Annotated in this window: 21 protein-coding genes; 1 reads left to right on the top strand and 20 read right to left on the bottom strand. The window is 57.6% G+C overall.

Going from position 1 to position 20,527, the window contains the following annotated elements:
• Positions 1-201 precede the first annotated feature (201 nt).
• The 16 genes from cas2e to BMZ63_RS08055 all read right to left on the bottom strand — a co-directional run bounded on the left by cas2e (position 202) and on the right by BMZ63_RS08055 (position 14,579).
• Positions 202-495: a type I-E CRISPR-associated endoribonuclease Cas2e gene (gene cas2e / locus BMZ63_RS07980; RefSeq protein ID WP_091704080.1), complete on the bottom strand. Its 294-nt coding sequence runs from the start codon at positions 493-495 to the stop codon at positions 202-204.
• 1 nt (position 496) lies between these two features.
• Positions 497-1,417, bottom strand: coding sequence for a type I-E CRISPR-associated endonuclease Cas1e (gene cas1e / locus BMZ63_RS07985; protein WP_091704083.1), 921 nt, complete (start codon positions 1,415-1,417; stop codon positions 497-499).
• A 10-nt stretch (positions 1,418-1,427) separates the two neighbouring features.
• The gene (cas6e, locus tag BMZ63_RS07990; protein ID WP_218141226.1) at positions 1,428-2,123 is read right to left on the bottom strand and encodes a type I-E CRISPR-associated protein Cas6/Cse3/CasE; all 696 of its coding nucleotides are present in this window, start codon (positions 2,121-2,123) and stop codon (positions 1,428-1,430) included.
• Positions 2,120-2,842 carry a type I-E CRISPR-associated protein Cas5/CasD gene (gene cas5e, locus BMZ63_RS07995; RefSeq protein WP_091704088.1) on the bottom strand — a complete coding sequence of 241 codons (723 nt, stop codon included), beginning with the start codon at positions 2,840-2,842 and terminating at the stop codon, positions 2,120-2,122. The genes cas6e and cas5e overlap by 4 nt, the downstream gene beginning before the upstream one ends.
• Positions 2,843-2,854: 12 nt before the next feature.
• The gene (cas7e, locus tag BMZ63_RS08000; protein ID WP_091704091.1) at positions 2,855-3,892 is read right to left on the bottom strand and encodes a type I-E CRISPR-associated protein Cas7/Cse4/CasC; all 1,038 of its coding nucleotides are present in this window, start codon (positions 3,890-3,892) and stop codon (positions 2,855-2,857) included.
• A gap of 27 nt (positions 3,893-3,919) precedes the next feature.
• Positions 3,920-4,528 (bottom strand): type I-E CRISPR-associated protein Cse2/CasB, encoded by a 609-nt coding sequence (gene casB / locus BMZ63_RS08005; protein WP_091704092.1) that lies wholly within the window; start codon positions 4,526-4,528, stop codon positions 3,920-3,922.
• Positions 4,525-6,177 carry a type I-E CRISPR-associated protein Cse1/CasA gene (gene casA / locus BMZ63_RS08010; protein ID WP_091704095.1) on the bottom strand — a complete coding sequence of 551 codons (1,653 nt, stop codon included), beginning with the start codon at positions 6,175-6,177 and terminating at the stop codon, positions 4,525-4,527. Before casA ends, casB begins: the two co-directional genes overlap by 4 nt.
• A gap of 48 nt (positions 6,178-6,225) precedes the next feature.
• Positions 6,226-8,970, bottom strand: a complete 2,745-nt coding sequence (locus tag BMZ63_RS08015; protein WP_091704098.1) for a CRISPR-associated helicase/endonuclease Cas3 — start codon at positions 8,968-8,970, stop codon at positions 6,226-6,228.
• Positions 8,971-9,118: 148 nt separating this feature from the next.
• Entirely contained in the window at positions 9,119-9,718 is a 600-nt protein-coding gene (locus BMZ63_RS08020; protein WP_091704100.1) for a Fic/DOC family protein, read from the bottom strand.
• 2 nt (positions 9,719-9,720) lie between these two features.
• Positions 9,721-9,903, bottom strand: a complete 183-nt coding sequence (locus BMZ63_RS15145; RefSeq protein ID WP_373296721.1) for a YhfG family protein — start codon at positions 9,901-9,903, stop codon at positions 9,721-9,723.
• 63 nt (positions 9,904-9,966) lie between these two features.
• Entirely contained in the window at positions 9,967-10,386 is a 420-nt protein-coding gene (locus BMZ63_RS08030) for a secondary thiamine-phosphate synthase enzyme YjbQ (RefSeq protein WP_091704106.1), read from the bottom strand.
• 33 nt (positions 10,387-10,419) lie between these two features.
• Positions 10,420-11,481, bottom strand: coding sequence for a succinylglutamate desuccinylase/aspartoacylase family protein (locus tag BMZ63_RS08035; protein WP_091704108.1), 1,062 nt, complete (start codon positions 11,479-11,481; stop codon positions 10,420-10,422).
• 5 nt (positions 11,482-11,486) lie between these two features.
• Positions 11,487-12,395 carry a 30S ribosomal protein S6--L-glutamate ligase gene (rimK, locus tag BMZ63_RS08040; protein ID WP_091704111.1) on the bottom strand — a complete coding sequence of 303 codons (909 nt, stop codon included), beginning with the start codon at positions 12,393-12,395 and terminating at the stop codon, positions 11,487-11,489.
• Between the two features lie 2 nt (positions 12,396-12,397).
• Positions 12,398-12,889 carry an ATP-dependent zinc protease family protein gene (locus tag BMZ63_RS08045; RefSeq protein WP_091704115.1) on the bottom strand — a complete coding sequence of 164 codons (492 nt, stop codon included), beginning with the start codon at positions 12,887-12,889 and terminating at the stop codon, positions 12,398-12,400.
• A 4-nt stretch (positions 12,890-12,893) separates the two neighbouring features.
• A complete protein-coding gene (locus BMZ63_RS08050; RefSeq protein WP_091704410.1) occupies positions 12,894-13,730 on the bottom strand; it encodes a mechanosensitive ion channel family protein in 837 nt (278 codons plus the stop codon).
• 33 nt (positions 13,731-13,763) lie between these two features.
• On the bottom strand, positions 13,764-14,579 hold the full coding sequence (locus BMZ63_RS08055; RefSeq protein WP_091704117.1) for a hypothetical protein: 816 nt from the start codon (positions 14,577-14,579) through the stop codon (positions 13,764-13,766).
• A gap of 136 nt (positions 14,580-14,715) precedes the next feature.
• Here BMZ63_RS08055 and phrB point away from each other — a divergent pair, with 136 nt between their 5' ends.
• Entirely contained in the window at positions 14,716-16,125 is a 1,410-nt protein-coding gene (phrB, locus tag BMZ63_RS08060) for a deoxyribodipyrimidine photo-lyase (RefSeq protein ID WP_091704121.1), read from the top strand.
• 347 nt (positions 16,126-16,472) lie between these two features.
• Here phrB and BMZ63_RS08065 read toward each other — a convergent pair whose 3' ends face one another.
• From BMZ63_RS08065 to hemA, 4 genes are read right to left on the bottom strand one after another with little or no spacing between them, the layout of a single operon-like run.
• Entirely contained in the window at positions 16,473-17,225 is a 753-nt protein-coding gene (locus tag BMZ63_RS08065; protein WP_091704124.1) for a HesA/MoeB/ThiF family protein, read from the bottom strand.
• A 15-nt stretch (positions 17,226-17,240) separates the two neighbouring features.
• Entirely contained in the window at positions 17,241-18,095 is an 855-nt protein-coding gene (gene prmC, locus BMZ63_RS08070; RefSeq protein WP_091704126.1) for a peptide chain release factor N(5)-glutamine methyltransferase, read from the bottom strand.
• Entirely contained in the window at positions 18,085-19,173 is a 1,089-nt protein-coding gene (prfA, locus tag BMZ63_RS08075; RefSeq protein WP_091704129.1) for a peptide chain release factor 1, read from the bottom strand. Before prfA ends, prmC begins: the two co-directional genes overlap by 11 nt.
• A complete protein-coding gene (gene hemA / locus BMZ63_RS08080; RefSeq protein WP_091704132.1) occupies positions 19,170-20,459 on the bottom strand; it encodes a glutamyl-tRNA reductase in 1,290 nt (429 codons plus the stop codon). Before hemA ends, prfA begins: the two co-directional genes overlap by 4 nt.
• Between the last annotated feature and the right edge of the window lie 68 nt (positions 20,460-20,527).

A 20,527-nucleotide genomic window follows, 5' to 3' on the forward strand; every position in this document is an offset into this window, starting at 1 on the left:
CCGGTTCATCCCCGCGAACGCGGGGAACAGGAGACTGGGCAGAACTTAATGAGGATGCGGACCGGTTCATCCCCGCGAACGCGGGGAACAGTCTAATCGTACACAATTGTTTTATAAGAAAAAAATAATGCTGGCAATATCTACCAGCATTATTTTGGACTTACCGAGATCTCACATTTTTAAAGATCATATAGATTTCAATCAGTTACCAACATCAGGTAAAAACCGCACCAACCGCAAACCATCGTGGTCAACGGGCTCTCTACGATTTTTGCCATAGGTTTGAAATTCAAACCCGGATTCGTGGTTACTGGCCCAGGCCATCGCAACGTTGCCATCTTCGGCCAGTTGCTCGATTTGCTCCCAAATCATTTCTCGAATTCGTTTGCTCACATCGCCCAGATAAACACCCGCCCGGATTTCCAGAAGCCATACAGCTAGCCTTCCCCGGAGTCTGGGGGGTACGTTTTCGGTCACAACAACCAGCATCGACATGCTATTGGCTCCTGTGCCCGGTCTCACCGATGGAGGTAGGCTCTGGAATCGCGGGCGGCTGACTGTCCACCGGAGCTGCAGGGGGCTCTATGCCACCAGCTTTCAGAACATCTTCTATAAGAGGGATTAATCGCTTTAGGAGTCGGGTTTCACGAAACGCATCACGACATGCAATTCTTACTTGCTGATCCGGTTTCGCTGGATGTTTTGCCGCCACTTTGAAGGCAGCGGGCACCACGGTCTCGAACTTAACCAAATCTGCGATGTCGTACACGAAGCTTTTCGGCTTACCGGAGTGCAGAAAGCCAATCGCCGGCGCATAACCCGCAGCAAGGATGGCCGCTTCGGTGACACCATATAAACAGGCCGTCGCCGCGGACAGGCATTTATTGACGGAATCCGAGGCACTCCAGTTATTCGGATCGTATCGACGGCCATCCCACTTGACGCCGTACTGTTTTGCCAGTGCCTGATACAACTTCCGAACCCTGGCGCCTTCAATTCCCCGTAGCTGATCCACCGAACGTCTGGCGGGAGCCTCTTCTCCAAATCGAATTTCAAACATGCGGCGAACCACTTTCAGCCGCAGAGAATCATCCAGCGCCAGCTGGGCCTGGTACAGCAGCTTGTCTGAGCGAGCCCCGCCGGGTTGACCAGCTGAATACAGTCGCACACCGGCCTCCCCGACCCAGATCAGCAAGGTTCCGACTGTCGATGCCAGCTTAACCGCCGCGTGGGACACCCGGGTGCCTGGCTCCAGTAAAAGACAGGCAACAGAGCCGACAGGAATGTGCATCCGTTCACCATTAACCTCGTCCACAACAACGAAGGCACCGTCCCGCACATCAATTTGGCCGCGTCCAACAAAAATCATGGACACCCGATCCTTCATGGGAATCGGCTTTAAGGGCACAAAGGTCATATAGCCCTCCCTAGCGGCGGCGCACCATCAGCATGCCGCAACCAAAGGCCTTGCTCCTGCCCAGACCACGGAAAAGCGTCTCTTGAAAACGCTGTTCGTCAGTCACGCGCAACACTCCCTCATAGTCGATGGAAGAAAACTGAATATTTTTGTTGTTGCGCTTGTTGATGTGCTGCCGGTAACCACCAAGCTGGGGCACGCTTTCCAGTGCAAAGCCCGAACGTTCAGAACGCTTTTCAAGCCATTGAATGGCCGCCTCATCCATCCGTTTACGAATGGCTTCCGGATCATCAAGACCCTCTCTTTTGCATTCGGTCTTTGCATCCATCAAAACATCGTGTCGAACGGAGCGACCGGTCGCGGTTTTCCTTGAGACCGTTGGATTTGCTCTCAGCCTGAACACAAGCACATCACCCGTGGCCAGAACCGGAGAAAACGGTTTGCTGTGCACCTCCAGCAACCCCGGCACCGGCACGGGCTCTGGCTCAGAGAGCACGTAAAACAATGGCAAACCTCTGGGGTTTTCGCCTGCGGACAGCTGATCCTGTTCCATTTCCTGCCGGAACAAGAAGGACCGGTCACTTTCATCGGAAAACAGGCGCCAAAGAAGCTGATGGTTTCCGTAAGCCTCGCCACTCAGTACAGACAGGAGCTTCGCCCTATCCAATCTATCCGTTGCAACGCGCACACGGGACATATACATCATCGAACCTCCTTGATCCTGGCGTGATGCTCTCTGCGACCACGGAATTGCCAGCGGCTGCGGCTGACAACCTCGTCTTCCGGATAGCGGGTATCCTGAGGCTCAATGTCACCTCCTTCACCCTCCCAATAGAAGTCGACGACATCCCCCAAATCCAACAACTGCCTTTGCCTCTCATGAAGAGCCGGGAAGTCAGTGTCCAGTGCTTGTCGTATACCGTCTGCCTGCACCACTTTCGGAAGCAAAGGCACGGCCAACGGGCAGGATTTTCGACCGAGGTACAAGGTGAACTTGGGTTTTTGGAGAGCAGTCTGCAACTCGGCAAGCGACCAGTCACTGGCGTCGCTAAGGGCTACCCCCACTCGCCAAAACCCATCACACCGATACTCCCGTCGGGATATGATTGTGTTCAGACGGTCGCTGGTGAACCCTATTTCCTCTTTTCGTGTCGCGTACTGCGCCTTTTTGTTTCTTTTGGGCACCTGAACGGTATGAAAATCCCGAATCACATTGCCTGGCGCCAGTTGCTTGACCGAGAACCGAACCGAATTAGCCAGCGCCTGTTGATTGGGCGCATCGTCACGCTCGATGCCCAGCGCTGCCGCCAGGAGCCCCAGTAACGCAGAGCGCCCGGGATGGTCAGAGCTGGGCCGGGATTCACCAACGGCCGGTGCGCCCCAACTTGCCAGGGGCCCATAAAGTTGAAATACCAGAACGTCCATCTCCAGCCTCTTTTAGTCCGCTTTAAGAAAATCCAGAAGCTCGTCAAAGGAACCTTCACCAGAAGACACGTCCAGGCTGTAGCGGCTATCGGCACAGGCGCCGTAGGCTTGGTCAAAACGCTTCGCTTGATCCTTGAGCGCTGCGATTGAATCGTGTTCCTGGTCACTGCCCTGGATCGGTTTCAGAAAGGACACAGACAAGGACCTAGGCTGTTGCGGGCCCTTCTCTGCCAGAACGAAGCTGGCATAGGCGCGGGAACCGAAACTGTTTTGTTTGCCCGTGGGAGCAACTTTAACGGCGGCTTCTGCCAATGCTGCGATAGCACGATCCGCCAACTCTTCGTTACCGGAGAGATTGTTTACCAACTGGTCCCGGTTGATACAGACGTAGCTATAGAACAAGCCGGCCGCAAACCCCGTTTCGCCAATATGGGCGGCACCCCGATCTTCTTCGCCACTATTGAGATCATCAACGGCGGTAAAATAGTCATCTTCAATCACAACGGGGTGAACGGTCAGCGCATGGGCTACCTGACACGCAGCTTCCACGTTGAAGGCCGGGTCTGCCGCCAGCATTCTGCCAAATAAAGCGACATCAACCGCAGTTGGATTCTTTCTTAGCAGCGACAATTCTTCCTTTTTTGGAGCGCGGTTCTCGTCAACAAGAGTGCTTACCAGCTCGTCCACCGCCTGATTCTCTTCCGGTCCGATGTGTGCGAGCTGCTCGATCTCCTCGCTGTCTTTTTTAAGCGCCCCAAAAACGTCAGCAATATCACGGGCCCATTTCTGGGCGTCTTTTTCTTTTATGCCGGCTTCTTCCAGCTTTTTCCGAACCTCAACCCCCAACCGCTTGGTGCGAACACCTACATGGCCGGCAGCGGCCTCTTGAAAAAGATCCGAAATACGCCAGTGCCGTTTCAGGCTCTGCGAGGAAACACGCAAGCGTTCCAGACCGCCCATCCGGGCAGTTTTGGGGCGGCCCAGATCATCCCGGTTAAGATTGGCGGGCGGATAAGACGTCAAAAGGTGAAGCTGAACAAACGTTGTCATCGTAATTTCTCCCTGGATATTCCCTGTTTATTTCTGATAGCCGGCCAATGCCGTGAAATAGTCTCTGGCCCAATACACCGCCAAGCGGTGCCGGGTATCGCTATCCTGCTCGTTCTGATGTTCCCGTGCCCATTGGAGAATGCCGTCTGCCAACGAGGTAACATTAACGCTCTGACCCAAAAGAGCGATGGACCGCCGACACCGGCGCATAAAAGCATCCAGGTCATCACTCTTCTGCAGCTGGGCAAACCGTAATTCGCTGACGTAAGGCTTACCGGTTTTTTCTTGCTGGCTACCCATCCCGGCGGCAAACGAACGGCTGCCATCGTGCTGGCGAACATCCGCCAATGCACCAGCGACAACGCCCCAGGCCAGCATTGTGGTTTCATTGTCTGAAACGCTCTCAGAGATCGTGAACCAGAGATTGCGAAACCCCTCCGTCAGTAACGCATCATCAACCGTCCTGCAGCGTCTTAATTCGGCCCGGTGCGCAGGGGGATAAGCAGGCGGCGTGCTGTCTCCGCACAGTTTCTGCAGCAGCGATTGCTGGTTGTGCAATCTGGCCCACCAAATCATCAATTGGTGCTGCAAAGCTTCCGCCAGCAACACCTGGTAATGCACTTTATGCGAGGTCATGGCTGCTCCTTGTCAGTCACTGTTTGCCTACTGCCTGAAGACTGGCCCTCTTCGGGCAATGAATCCATTCCTGCCAGCTTGCGAAAGTTTTTGGCTGATTTGTTCTTGCCAAACCAGCTCGTGAAGCCGTTTCGCGCTTGGGTAATCCGTTTGAGATTCAGCGTTTCCGGGGGGCCACCCAATGTAAGATCATCAAAAATGATGAGCGCCTGTTTGCGAACGTAGAGGTACCAATTTTGCGCGACGGCCTGCGGCATTCGTTCAATATCGTCATCCAACAGGTGAGAACCAAGCTCTGACAAAGCATCAAAGAACCGCTGCTCTGTTGTCTCCCAAAAGCGTGAATCAATGTAGTCAAGGTCACCTTTTGCGTCCGAGGGCCGCTTAAACCAGGCTTCCTTGGTGCTGCGTTTAAGTTGCCTGCATACGTCGGAGGCGTAGCCAATCATCATCCTGAGCCAACTTTGCATTCGTTCCTGTTGGGATTCAGGCATAGCGAGAAAAGGTAGCTGTGTGCCAACCCATCCACGCGGTTTCATGTTGTCCATGTCGTATCCGAATGCCCAGAGGCGGGCGACCCGTGGCAATGCAATATCCTCAGCTTCACACTCGTCTGCTTTTCGCGGATAGTCCTTCACATTCTCGGCAGGTAAATTGCCCTCTCCTTTTTCATCGATGAAAACCAGACTGTCCCAATGTCGATAACCAATTCCGCCTGGCTGGCCCTTGATGGACAGAGGCGGTTCCTGAGGCTTTTTGGGGTCTTTTCGGTAGGGTGTTAATGGATGAACCCAGGGCCCACCGTAATTGTTTCCGTAATTCCGAGCCCGTAGCCCTGTCACCATCCGGGATCCCTGGCGACCACAGAGATCACAAGACGCTTCCCGATTATCAAATGCCAGCCGGTACCGCCTCGGCATGGCCCAATAGACATGCAGCGGATGGACTTGAGTGGGCAATACCTGCTGCCCCTTTTCGCTGGTGCGTGTGGGTTCCATCCAAGGGAAAACTTGCGGATCAGCCTGAGAGACTTGCTCACCGTCTAGCTGGTCACGCTTCAGTACGTTAATCCACAACTTTTCCCACAATGTGCTAGTCGAGCTTGCGGGCATAAGCAGAGTGGTGAGTGGGCCACCGCCCCTAAGACCTGTCCTGTACCCCTTACCACCGGACGGAGCGTTAATCTGCATGGTGAACAAGGCAATCGCAGCACACTCGGGGCAAATGGCTTCTGCCCTACCCTCTTTAACGAAATGATCCGTGTTGTTCTGGATGGTTGAGGCGCCGGGAGAATCAATCAATAACCCGGCGATGGAATTGGCCGGTTCTTCTTCCAGTGATTCATAGTCCTGCATAAAACATGGGCCACCGTCTTCCAGCTCGAAGCCTTCCGCAAAAGCATCCAATGGTTCGGCAAGTTCACCCTCAGAGGGTGGAGCCTCGTAGCGATCCATCCAGACATCTGCATTTTCCGGCGCGAACGCGGTTTGCAGCAGCCCGATGAGAAATTGATAAGCCGCTCCCTGAAAGTCCGCCCGTGGCAGGGCCAGATCAACCACCTCTGGCAACGCCATGCTCGTGATCGCCAGGTATTCTGTGTGGCCATCCCGTTTTTGGAATGGCAACCATGGGTCCCTAAGCAAATTCATACATTCATCCTCTGTCGATCCCTAAATGTCTCGGGAAATGTGAACGACTCACGCCTCCGATCTATTGTCATTCCCCGCCTTGCGGGGGCTGTACAGGCCCATGGAAGGGCTGTACCTGAAATCGCCCACATCAAAAGGCCCCAGCCATAACCGGGAAAACCGAAGGCCCGGGTGTTTGTCAAACAGGGCATCCTGCAGGTCGCGCCACTCTTCCGGAAGTTCTGGCAGCTTATCCGCCAAGGATTGCCTGATAGAGATTTGGCTCATTTCCCATGGGTGCGGCCCATCAGCTACCGGCAACAGCCGCTGCTTTGTGTCATCAAGTTGAACCAGGGTGACCTTGATGCTGGGCTCGTCTGTCAATCGGGTTCCGATATCCACCTCGGCCTGCCAGCCACTCCGGGCACTGCTGACCTCATAGCCTTTATCCAGGTCCAGTCGATTGAACTGCGCCATGGCCGACTGACTCTGCCTCTCGCCTTCGTGCTCGAAATAGCTGTCCTGCAACTGCTCGGGAATGGCCTCATCCGCCTCTGGCCCATACACAGTTTCGATGAGCCAACGCGCCCTCTCCGGTACCCGAATAACCCCTTCACTAATCAGCGCCCGCAGTGTTAACCAGAGCTGCCCATGGTTTCGGTAAACAGCGGCGGTGCCCGGCAGGAATCGACTCACCCAATCTTTGGCAGGCGTGTGGGTGAACGCGGGTGCAAGCACACGCAAAACGGGAGGCTGGCGCTGGTCACCCCCATCGGCTATCGGCAGGAGGTTGCCGGACGAGTCACGACTGTGACGATGAAGCCGACCGGCTCGCTGAATCAGCAAATCAATCGGCGCCAGGTCCGACACCATGACATCCATGCAGATGTCCAGCGACTGTTCAAGCACCTGGGTACCAATCAGAATACGACCGGCCCTGTCTTGATAACCGGAACGCTTGCCGAACCAATCCAGTGCCTGGCTTTCAATCCATTGGCGATCCGCCATGGTGAAGCGGCTGTGAAACAGCAGAACTTTATCGGGCTCATCAACACGCGCCCGAATCGCTTCATATGCTTCAATGGCATCATCGACGGTATTGCGTATCCAGCACGCACACTGACCTTGCTGTGCAGAGCCTACAACCAGATCGAGTGCCTGCGACGACTGGTCCAGATGCTCAACCGCCAACGCTCGAGCAACGCTGGAGCGGGTGGGCAAAGGTGTTTCGGCCATTGATTCGCGACTCAGTGACGTTGCAAGAGGGAAACTGGCGCTCAAAAGAGTCTGCTCGGTCACAACGCCAAGCCCTTTGTGCCAGGCATTTAGCAGTTTCTCCCGCATTTCCAGCGGCAAGGTTGCTGTTAAAAGCACTGCGTAACCACCTTGCCGGGCATGCAACTCCAGAACAGCGCACAAGAGCGTGAGCATGTAATCGTCGCAGGCGTGAATCTCGTCAACAATCAGCACCTTGCCAGCCAGTCCCACCATTCGTAAGGATTGGTGGCGAAAAGGCAGAACCGCCATCAACACCTGATCAACCGTACCAACCCCCACATCCGCCAGCAGCGCCCGTTTCCGGGAATCGGCAAACCACTGATTGCACACAGCGGAAGCGCTTCTCTCCTCGGGGAGATAATTTGAATCCTGGGGCTGCCCGGGAATAACCGACACCTGAAAGCCTTCGTGTAGCTTTTGAGCCCCATGAGCCAGAACAATGCTTGGAGTCTCTTCTGAGTCATACCATCGCTGATAGAAGGTCGAGATGCGGGAATACATCGCATTGGAGGTGGCCATGGTCGGCAAGCCGAAGTAGACGCCGTGGGCCAGGCCCTTACTGAGCAGACGATGGGCAAGCGTAACGGAGGCTTCGGTTTTTCCCGCTCCGGTTACGTCTTCGAGAATAAACAACTGCGGCGTGGAAGAAAGCTCTACCGCTTCAGCCCACTGCTGAAGCGGGGTAGGCTTAAAACCGAAAAAACTCTCTACCCCGGGAAATACCGTTGCGGACCTGGGATGATCAAAGCCCAAGCGCTGTACCTGTAATCTGGCACGAGGCAAAGCGTATTCTTGCCAATAGGCTTCAAGAGACATGGGCTCGGTCACATAGGAAAAGACACTCTGATCCGACCCCAGCCAATCTGCCAGTACCGCGAGCCCCGCCAGCTGCCAGGTCACTCCCCTGAGTTTCTCTGACCACGATTCGTCCGCCATTAGTCCAGCGGGCCAGTCCGGCTGGATCAACCTGGCCACATCCATCGCAAAGGAGCTGGCGGCTAGCTCATCCTCTTTCAGGAAATCCGCCCCTGCCCGCCTGCTTCCCGCTTCCACCGGCTGACCATGGTGACCAAACGAGGTTTCAAGCAAGGCCTCCATGGCCCGGCGAGCGGCGCGCCTAGGAGGTGCCTGCTCCGGCCATCCGCAAATGGCTACTCGGTTATCCTTGAACACATCACTCCGCCTCCAGAGCACCCATCCCAAGGCTGCGTGCCCGCCGGGAACATCGTAGCTGAATCCCACATCCGGCTTTTTAACCACCTCTGCCTCAGGGGACGCCAGCGCTTGAAAAGATTGCGAAAATTTCCCCAGATCGTGGATGGCTAGCAGATAGCTAAAGATCGACTGCAGTTGATGATCCGACAGGCCTAATGCGCCCGCTACAGAGCGACCGAATGAAGAGGAACCATCCAGCAAACAAGCGCCAACAGCGGCAACATCCAAACAGTGGTAGGGCAACAAATGACAGGGGCTGCCAGTATTATGATCAGCAGGTTTGGCCTTGCCCCAATAACGCAGGTAATTATTCACAAACACTCCCTGTTCAGTACTCCATCAAAGATTACATCACACACTGCCCAAAATATTGCAGCACATCAAAACCATCCATAGAAACGCAAGAAAATGGTCATTATGTTCACGGCAGCCCTTAAAGGACTCCCGGCGAGTAACGAAGGAATAACTTTTACTCGTTGGGCAAGGAGTCGCCGATACAAAGCTCAAAAACCTGATTCATCTTGCGGTAATCACAAATAACCGCATCGATGCTGGCCTGCATCCATAAATTTGAGTCCACCGGGCTCCAGTCGACTTCGAAACCAGCATTAATGACTATAAAGTCGCAGAGCAAGCGTAAAGTACGGCCATTCCCTTCCCTAAAAGGATGTACCACGTTCAGATCGCCACAAAACTCTGCAATTTCAATAATAAGATCTTCCTTTGGCAGATCCATTAGCCAATGCTTCACCTCAAGCTGGCGAAATAGTTTTTGAGCTTCAGGCACTATCCGGTTAGCTACACAGAAGCGGGTGTCTCCTTTTGAGATATCAATCGTACGTGGCTCGCCGGCCCAGGTATAAATGTCTTCAAACAGTCTCTGGTGGAGAGATTTCAGGAGAGAAAAATCATAAGGAGGGGCGCTGAAATCAATGGACTCTGCCGCAATTTCAGTCAAGTCTCTCTCGGCAAGCTCAAGAGAAGTATCATTTTTTATATTTAGCTTATTAATCAGAATATCGGTGCCGGGATAACAGTAGGGGTCCTGTCCAACACCGTACTTATCCAAGGTTACGCCGTTGCTTTACACTTGTGGATTGCCAAAGCCTCTGCCTTGGACGGGAGCTTTTCATCCGCAGCATGTTCTCTCACATCGAAACCCTCCAGCCTCAAGCTGGCAATGTAATTTTTTCGGCGAATTCGAGCAAAGTACGCCTTTTTGGCTTCGTAACTAATATTGGACAAAGTACCCACCCCTCAGCTGAGAACAACTAACATTAACCAGTTTAGCGCCACCCAAACCCGAGTCAACCCTCCCTACCGCCCCTGCAACGTCGCCACCACCCGACGACCACCCGCCTGGTTGCGGTGTTCCGCCAGGTAAACACCCTGCCAGGTGCCCAGCGCCAGCTCGCCACGGCTTACCGGAATGGTGAGCGAGGGGCCGATGATGACGCTCTTGATGTGGGAGGTGGTGTCGTCCGGGCCTTCGAGGGTGTGCTGGTAGTAGTCGGCGCCTTCAGGCACCATCACGTTGAAGTGGCGTTCGAGATCGCCCCGCACATCCGGGTCTGCGTTTTCGTTGATCGCCAGCGAAGCGGAGGTGTGCTGGATGAACAGGTGCAGCAGGCCAACTTCGCAACCGCTCAGGTCCACCTGCTGCAGGATGTCACGGGTAATCAGGTGAAAGCCCCGGGAGCGCGGGGCCAGATTAATGGTGGTTTGTTGCCAGATCATAGAAACTCCACGAGCGCGTCATTCCAAAAGGCTTCAGCCCTCATCCCACGGATGCACCGGCACCACCGCATCACCATCCACCTGGTTTTCATAGGAACTGCGGAAATAGTCCATGGCTTTTTCGGCCTCGTCCAGCTCGTCGAAGCGGGCAATGTGATAGATCGCCTCGCCTTCATTCACCAGCGGCAGGTTGTTCACGCAGATCACAATGCCGGACCAGGGCGAGGTAACCGCCACTTCGGTTTCGCCGAAGGGGTCGGCGACCATGGCCAGCTTCTGGCCTTTGCGAACTTTCTGCCCCAGCCTGGCCACCGGGCGCATGATGCCGTCTATATCAGCCCGCACCCACTGGGAGGTGGCGGCGGTTTCCGAGCGTTTGCGCGGGGCTTTGGGGCCTTTTTTGGCGGGTATCATTTCCAGCGAGCGCATCACGCGGATCACCCCTTTCACGCCGCTTGAGATCACCACTTCATCAAAGCGCAACGCTTCACCGCCTTCAAAGGTGATGACCGGCACATCCTGGGAATCGGCGTAGGCACGCAGGCTGCCTTCGCGCAGGCCCGCGTTGATGATGATCGGTGCACCAAAAGCTTCGGCCATGCGGGCCGTTTCAGGGTTCTGCAGCTCGGCGCGGATCTGCGGCAGGTTGAAACGGTGAATGGCGCCGGTGTGCAAGTCGATAATATGGCTGACGTTTTCCATCAGCTGGGTGCGGATCAGGTAGGCGATACGACCGCCCAGCGAGCCGCTCTCGGAGCCCGGGAAGCAACGGTTCAGGTCACGCCGGTCGGGCAGGTAGCGGGTGCGCTGCACAAAACCGAACACGTTAACAATGGGCACCGCCAGCAGGGTACCGCGCAGGTGACGCAGGGCGGAGTTTTTCAGTACCCGGCGGATGATCTCCACGCCGTTGATTTCGTCGCCGTGAATGGCACCGCAGACCATCATCACCGGGCCATCCCGGTGGCCGTGGATCACTTCCACCGGTATATGCAGCGGGGTGTGGGTGTACAGTTTGGCAACGGGCACTTCCACCGTTTGCCGGGTACCGGCATTTACCTGTACGCCGGCGATTTCAAAAGGCGCTCTGGCCATACTTGTTAACCTCTACCGCCTTTGGTGCGGGTTTTCCAGGGTTTGTAGTTTTTCTCGGTCCAGTCGATAACCATGCCCGCCACGTTCTTGCCGGTGGCACTTTCAATACCTTCCAGGCCCGGCGAGGAGTTTACTTCCATCACCAGTGGCCCACGGCTGGAGCGCAGCAGGTCCACACCGGCCACATTCAGGCCCATGGCCTTGGCGGCGGTAATAGCGGTGCGCCGTTCTTCAGGGGTAATGCGAATCAGCGAGGCGGAACCGCCCCGGTGCAGGTTGGAGCGGAACTCGCCTTCGGCACCCTGACGTTTCATGGCGGCAATCACCTTGCCACCGATCACGAAACAGCGGATGTCGGCACCGCCGGCTTCCTTGATGAACTCCTGCACCAGGATGTCGGCTTTCAGGCCCATGAAGGCCTCAATCACGCTCTCGGCGGCCTTGCGGGTTTCCGCCAGCACCACCCCGATGCCCTGGGTGCCCTGCAGCAGTTTGATCACCACCGGTGCACCGCCCACCATCTGCAGCAGCTCGGGCACGTTGTCCGGCTTGTTGGCGAAACCGGTTACCGGCATGCCAACGCCCTTGCGGGCCAGCAACTGCAGTGAGCGCAGCTTGTCGCGGGAGCGGGTAATGGCCACGGATTCATTCACCGGGAACACGCCCATCATCTCGAACTGGCGCAGTACGGCGGTGCCATAGAAGGTAACCGAGGCGCCGATACGGGGAATCACCACGTCGTAGTCTTCCAGATACTCTTCGTGGTAAGAGATACGCGGATCGGCCGAGGTAATGTTCATGGAACAGTGCAGGCAGTCGATCACCCGCACCTCGTGGCCCCGGTTCAGGCTTTCCTCCACCAGGCGGCGGGTGGAATACAGGTGCTTGTTACGGGACAGTACCGCAATTTTCATAGTCAGGTCCTCAGTGCCGGTTCGCCGGCAAGATACGAAGCTTCAGGGTAAATTTCGGCGCGGCCGGCCATGGCCGTGCGCCCCAACAACATGCGAAAGCGCATACTGTCACGATTGGTCAGGGTCATTTCAACCGGCCAGCTCAAGTCGCCCACCACCAGGGTGGTTTCAATCACCAGCCGCTCTTCCTTGTGGCCACCGGAATCCGACACGGTGCGCTCGTCCAGCACCCGGGCATCGCACTCAATGGAGTGATGCAAATCGTTCTGTACCGGGTGCACCCAGAACCGCACCCGGCGCTCGCCGTTCTCGGTGTAGGGTTCCACCCGGTAGGCGTGCAGGCAGGAGGTGCGGGCACCGGTGTCCACCTTCGCCTTGATCCGCTCGATGCCCAGATCCGGCAGGCCCACCCATTCACGCCAGCCCAGTTGAGCTTTGGTTTTGCTCCAGTCCGGTTGAACGGTTTTGATCGCTTCGGTCTTTTTTGTTGGCATCCGGTCAATCCTTGTCTTTGGTGTGTTCCGGGTCTACCAGCTGTATACGGAACGGCGCCGAATGGCTACCGGCGTATACGCTGGTATGGGGAAACGGTATTTCTATGCCCTCTTGATCGAGCGCTTTTTTCACATCAATCATCATGCTGCCACGGCCTTCAAGGTATTCCTCTTTCACCACCCAGAAGGAGAACTGTAAATCCACCGACGACGCGCCAAAGCCGGTCACCAGTACAAAGGGCTTGGGCTCCTCCAGGCATACCGGGCTCTGTTCAGCCAGGTTAAGCAGCAGGCTTTTCACCCGCTCCAGGTCTTCGGCATAGGCGATGCCAATCACCAGGTCTATGCGGCGAATGGGGAAACGCGAGCGGTTGATCACCCGGGTCTTAATCAGGGTTTCGTTCGGAATGCGCACGTAGAGGTTATCCGGTGTTCGCAACTTTACGCTGAGCAGGTCAATCGCCACCACTTCCCCGGTGGTGGCGTCAGCCTCGATCACATCGCCAATCTCAAAGGGTTTTTCCATCACCAGGAACAGCCCGCTGATGATGTTGGAAGCCGAAGTCTGGGAAGCAAAGCCAATGGCGACGGTCAGAATACCCGCCGCGCCCAGGACCACCTGCAGGGAGAACCCGGCCTCGCGCAGCGCGGCCATGGCAAACACCACGAACACCAGGTAAAACACCAGGCGCCGGATCATCACCTCGTGGTGACGGGAAGTGCGTTTGCCCACCAGGTGGCCGACGCTCCGGGCCGATAGAGAGCCCAGCACCAGGCCCAGCAGTAACAGGAACGCGGCCGCCAGCCATTGCCCCCAGGCAATGCCACCGGCCATCTGCATGATTGTGTTGTTCAGTTCATCAAACACCTGAAATCACCCGAAAATATGGTCGAAGGCGCGCACCAGGCGCCGGCCGCGGGCCAGTTTCTCCCGCGCTGGCGCAATCGCCCGGCAATCGCCGGCCTCTGGCGGCACCGAGTGTTCAATACGCAGGCTGGCGGAACTCATGTCGGTTTCGCATTCAATGGTAGCCCCGGGGGTCCATAGCTGGTCCCGTTCGTTACGGTACAGCGCCAGCAGGGGTGTGGGCAGGCTGAAACGCTCCAGCAGCAGCGGCTTCTCGCACCGGTTGATAATGGTCACCGGCGTAACGGCCCGCCAGGGGCGCTTGGGAACCGCCTCCAGCGCCAGCCGGCCATAGGTGGCCGAGGCGTAACACAGCTCACCCGTCATGGTGTTGGCCCCCAGCCAGGTTTTCGACATGGAAGCCAGCGGCAACTCGGTTAACACGCCGGGGCGCTGGCCAACACTCACCTGCAACCACAGCGTGGTACCCACGTACAGAAGGCACTGGCCACCGGCTGGAATGGTGAGAGGCTGGTAGGGGCGAATCACCGTGGGCAGCGAGGCCATGGCTGGCAGGTAACACACTTTGCCAGGGTCATCCGGGGTGCGAATGAAGCGCTCCAGGGGAGTGTCGGACGTCGGCAGAAAATGATCGACGGTTTCGTACCAGTTCAGGGGGTCCGCATCTGGCGTGAGTGTTTCGTGGCGCACCTGCCACTCCATATCCAGAAGGGTAACCCACAGGCGGACATGGCCCAGCTGGTGGCGTTGGGTCTGGCCGGAAGCCAGTTGATACGGGTGCGCCCAGACACCATCGCGCTGGCTTTCGGTGAATTCAGTCATGCCCGGGGAAAGGCTCCTTTTATGGACCGGTTTACCGTTGAACTATAATCCAAACCGGTGCTGTCAGCGAATATACAAGCCAATGATTTTTGAGCTGTAATTACCCTTATCACCACTCAACTCACAGGGATGGCCGATGACACAGCTGGTTTGGTTCCGAAACGATCTGCGAGTGGCCGACAATCCGGCACTCACTGCCGCATGCGCCACCGGCGAGGCTGTTCACGCGTGCTTTCTGATAACCCCGGGGCAATGGCGGCAACATGACTGGTCCGCAGCGCGGGTCCAGTTTGTGCTGGAACACGCCAACGCCCTGGCCCGCAGGCTTGCCGACCTGGGCATTGCCCTGCATTTCCTGACCGCCGACGTCTTCTCTGACAGCCTGGATGTACTGGAATCCTTCTGCCGGCGGCATGACATCAGCCAGCTGCACTTCAACGAAGAATACGGCATCAACGAACGCCGGCGTGACAAACAGGCCCACCAACGGCTGAGCGAGCTGGGAGTGGCGGTCCACAAATACCGGGACCAGACGGTTGCCCCGGTTGGCGAGATACTGACCGGGCAGAACGAGCCCTACTCCGTGTTCACACCGTTTTCCCGCAGCTGGCGCAAGTGGATCGACGCCAGCCAGCCGCAGGTGTATCCGGTCCCCAAGCCCATTGGCCCGGCGGTTGAGCCCGAACAGACCGATACCCACATTGAGCCCTTCACCGAAGCACCGGCATTACTGGTCGGCATTGGCGAGCAGGCCGCCCATGACCGCCTGGACAATTTCATTGCCCGCAGGGCCAGCCGCTACAAGGACGACCGGGATTTCCCAGCGATCGACGGCACCAGCCTGCTCTCCCCTTACCTGGCCAACGGCGTGCTATCCGGCCGCCAGTGCCTGATTGCCGCCCGCCAGGCGGCTGGTTCCGGCACCACCGCTTCCAGCGGGGGCATCGAGACCTGGATCAACGAAATCGCCTGGCGGGACTTTTACATCAACATTCTTTACCACTACCCGCGCGTGAGCATGAACCGGGCATTCAAGCAGGATACCGAGGCACTGGAATGGAATATGCCGGGGGAGCACTTCGAAGCCTGGAAGGAAGGCCGCACCGGCATCCCCATCGTCGACGCCGCCATGCGCCAGTTGAAAGCCACCGGCTGGATGCACAACCGCCTGCGCATGGTCACAGCCATGTTCCTGACCAAGAACCTCTTCATCGACTGGCGGTTGGGCGAGGCCTGGTTCATGCAGAATCTGGTGGACGGTTTTCTGGCTTCGAACAATGGCGGCTGGCAATGGAGCGCTTCAACCGGCACCGACGCGGCGCCCTACTTTCGGGTGTTCAATCCGGTCACGCAAAGCGAGCGGTTTGATCCGGAAGGGGAATTTATTCGTCAGTGGGTGCCAGAATTGGCGAAGCTGGATAGCAAGCGGATTCATGAACCGGGCCGCAAAGGCGGGGTGATTCCCAAAGACTATCCAAGGCCCATTGTGGATTTGAAGGAGAGCCGAAAGGAGGCGATTGCTCGGTTTCAGGCTCTGAAGGATTGATAGTGAGTTGCCGTAGATTACCGGGCCATGTCAGGAAGGACTGTCCAAAAACCGCTACGAGCACATCCATGTGCGCTTATTTCGGGCCATCCCTGGCCCTCAAAATTTTTGGACAGTCCTTCCTGACACGCCCCTGTTTTGCAGTGGCCTAAACATCCCCACAGACGACCACTATAGACGGCTCTCGGCATAAGTCAGAACGACAGGGTTGGGGAGGCCTTTCCAAAAATTTGTGGAGCCATGGATGGCGGAACATAAGCGCCACAGGGATGTGCCGCAGGAGCGCTTTTTGGAAAGGCCTCCCCAACCCTGTTTACACCATTAGCTGAGGTACTGCTTTGGGAAACTTACTCCGAACTTGAACAAACAGGACAGCCAGGATCTTTCGCCAGCTTCATCTCCCGCCACCGCATCTTCCAGGCATCCAGAATCAGCAGGCGCCCCACCAGCGGCTCGCCCACACCACTGATCACCTTGATGGCCTCCATGGCCTGGGCGGCGCCTATCATGCCCACCAGCGGACCGATAACGCCGGCTTCGGAGCAGCTCAAATCCTCGCTGCCCTCTTCCTCATACAAACAGTGATAGCAGGGGCTGTCCGGCTGACGGGGATCGTAAACCGATAACTGTCCCTCGCCACGAATGGCGGCGCCGGAGACCAGCGGTACCTTTGCGGCCACGCAGGCACGGTTCAGGGCGAAGCGGGTGGCGAAGTTATCGGTACAGTCCAGTACCAGCGAGGCATCCTGAACCAGGCGCTGTAGTTCATCGCCCTGCACTCTCTGATTCACAGCGGTTACCGAGGTGCCGGGATTGATGGCCCGTACCCGGTCAGCAAGGCGCTCGGCCTTGGCTTCACCCAATGCGGTTTGATCAAACGCTATCTGCCGCTGCAGGTTGGCCAGTTCCACCGTGTCGTCATCCACCAGCGTCAGGTGGCCAATGCCAGCCGCACCCAGGTACAGCGCCACCGGGCAGCCAAGGCCACCGGCGCCGACCACCAGCACGCGGGCTGATTTCAGCTTTTCCTGACCGGCGATATCGAATTCCGGCATCAGAATCTGGCGGCTGTAGCGCAACAGTTCTTCATCATTGAGCATGGTGATGCCTCCCGTTCAGGTTGCGGCCGGCTTCCGGGCCAGGGTCAGGCGTTGATTGCCGCCGTAATCCCGGCGGGTTTCGATGTCCCGCCAGCGGGCCGCGTTAAACAAGGCTCGCACGGCGTCGCCCTGATCGTAACCGTGTTCCAGCATAAGAAAACCCTCATCAGACAACCAGTGAGGGGCTTCACTGATTAAATAGCGGATGTCATCCAGGCCATCTGCACCGGAAACCAGAGCCGATTCCGGCTCGAAACGCACATCCCCTTCTTTTAAATGATGATCGCTGGCCGGGATATACGGCGGGTTGGAGATCAGAAGGTCAAACCGGTGGCCAGCCGGCAATTGGGCGAACCAGTGGCTTTGTACCACGGTGACCGGGAGTTTCAGGGCCTCGCTGTTGGTTTTGGCTAGCGCGACAGCCTCGGCAATCCGGTCGCTGGCCATGATGGCCCACCGTGGTCTCTCACTGGCCAGGGCCAGAGCGATGGCGCCGGTGCCAGTGCCCAGGTCCAGCACGTTGGCGTGTTCCGGCAACGGCAAGTCCAGTGCGGCTTCCACCAGGCATTCGGTGTCCGGGCGGGGAATCAGGGTGTTGCGGCTGACTTTCAGGGGCAGCGACCAGAACTCCTGCTCTCCCAGCAGGTAGGCAATGGGCTGACCCGCCACCCGCTCGGCCACCAGGGCCTGAAACCGTGTCGCCTGGGCCTCGGGAATTTGCCGCTCCGGCCAGGCAAAGAAACTGGTCCGGCTCAGGCCTGTCACATGAGCCAGCAGCAGTTCGGCGTCCAGCTTCGGGGATTCGCCCCCTATGCGGGCGGTGGCTTCTTGCAGCAATCCCTGGCAGGTCAGGCCGGTGTCACTGCTCATTGGCCAGTTCAGCCAGCAGTTCGGCCTGGTGCTCGTGTTGCAGGGGCACAACCACCGCGTCGAGGTCACCGCCAATCACTTCGTCGAGCTTGTACAGTGTCAGGTTGATGCGGTGGTCGGTAATCCGGCCCTGGGGGAAGTTATAGGTGCGAATGCGCTCGGAACGGTCGCCACTGCCCACCAGGCTCTTGCGGGTTTCCGCCATGCTTTTCTGCTGCTTTTCCTGCTCGATGTTCTGGATACGGGAAGCCAGCAGGCTCATGGCCTTGGCTCGGTTCTTGTGCTGGGAACGCTCTTCCTGGCACTCCACCACAATGCCGGTGGGCAGGTGGGTAATCCGGATGGCCGAATCGGTTTTGTTGACGTGCTGGCCGCCAGCGCCGGAGGCCCGGAAGGTATCCACCCGCAAATCGGCTTTGTTGATGTCCACGGCTTCGGCTTCATCGGCCTCAGGCATCACCGCCACGGTGCAAGCGGAGGTGTGAATGCGCCCCTGCGACTCGGTTTCCGGCACCCGCTGTACCCGGTGTGCGCCGGATTCAAATTTCAGTGCGCCATATACGCCCTCGCCCGCCACCCGGGCAATCACCTCTTTATAGCCGCCGTGCTCACCTACGTTTTCGCTCAGCACTTCCACCTGCCAGCGGCGCTTCTCGGCATACCGGCAATACATGCGGAACAGGTCGCCGGCAAAAATCGCGGCTTCGTCACCGCCGGTACCTGCACGAACCTCCAGAAACACGTTTTTGCCGTCGTTCGGGTCTTTCGGCAGCATCAGGCGCTGCAATTCTTCGTCCAGCTCTTCACTCCGGGCGCGGGCGGCCGCAAGTTCTTCTTCTGCCATCTCGCGCATCTCGGCATCGCCGTCCCGGGCCAGCTCTTCGGCTTCGGCCATGTCTTCCAGCGACTGGCGCCAGGCCTGGAAGCATTTCACCACCGGCTCGATTTCAGCAAATTCCCGGGAAAGGTCACGAAATTGGTTCTGGTCGGCAATGGTCGCGGCGTCAGCCAATAGCGCGCTGACCTCCTCGAACCGGTCAACCAACTGTTCGAGGCGGTGTTGTATGGAAGACTTCATAATTTTTCCGTGGTGGTCGGCTGGTCCGCGTCAAGGGTGTCCAGCTGATACAGCTCGCGCAGGCATTCGGTCACTTCCGAGCGCCCTTCCGCCATGGCCTTGCGAACCTGGACAGACGGCTGGTGCAGAAGTTTGTTGGTCAGGCCCCGGGCCATGGCCCGCAACACCGTTTCCGGGTCGCTGCCGTTGCGCAGGGCTTTCAGGGCTTTTTCGGTTTCCGCGTCACGCAGCACTTCGGCGCGCTGGCGGAACACTTTCAGGGTGGAAACCGCATCCAGGGCGCGCAACTGGTCGAGGAAGTCCTGCACGCCGCTGGTTACCAGGTTTTCCGCCTCACGGGCGGCACCCTGGCGGGAACGCAGGTTTTCTTCGATCACCTGGCGCAGATCATCAACGGTATAGAGGTACACATCCGCCAGCGCGCCAACCTCCGGCTCGATGTCCCGGGGTACCGCGATATCCACCATGAAGTACGGGCGATGCTTGCGCTTTTTCAGGGCGCGCTCAACGGCCCCCTTGCCCAAAATCGGCAGCGGGCTGGCGGTGGAGGAAATCACGATATCCACGTCGGCCAGGTGGTCCGGAATCTCGGACAACAGAATGCCTTTGCCGCCATGGGCCTGGGCCAGGTTCTGGGCACGCTCCAGGGTACGGTTGGCGACGACAAAATCCTTTACGCCGGCTTCGGACAGGTGTCGCGCCACCAGCTCGATGGTCTGGCCGGCACCCACCAGCAAGGCCTTGTTACGGGACAGGTCAGAGAAGATGTGGTGCGCCATGTTCACCGAGGCATAGGCGACAGACACCGGGTTCTCACCAATGGCGGTGTGGGTGCGAATGCGCTTGGCGACTGAGAAGGTATGCTCAAACATCCGGCACAGGAATTTGCCAACGGCATTGTGCTCCCGGGCCAGCGAGTAGGCATCTTTCAGTTGCCCGAAAATCTGTGGCTCGCCCAGCACCATGGAATCGAGGCCAGCGGCAACACGCATCATGTGGCGCACGGCGTCGGAATCTCGATGGATGTACACCACCTGTTCAAGATCGCCGGCATCCAGATCGTGAAAACCGGCCAGCCAGCGCAACACCATGGGCGCGCAGTCGTCGTCTCCGGCCAGATACAGTTCGGTGCGGTTGCAGGTGGAGAGAATGGCTGCCTCGGTGGCACCAGACGCCGCCCGGAGTTCGGAGAAGGCTTCGCCCATCCGTTCCGGAGTGAAAGCCACACGCTCGCGGATTTCCACGGGTGCGGTTTTGTGATTGATTCCCAGTGTCAGCAAAGCCATCTTGCGGTCGGAGATTCCTGTGCCATTCATGGACATCCCCCGCATTCTACCGGCGGGAGCTGCAGCCT

The organism is Marinobacter persicus (assembly GCF_900114155.1).
Taxonomy (GTDB): domain Bacteria; phylum Pseudomonadota; class Gammaproteobacteria; order Pseudomonadales; family Oleiphilaceae; genus Marinobacter; species Marinobacter persicus.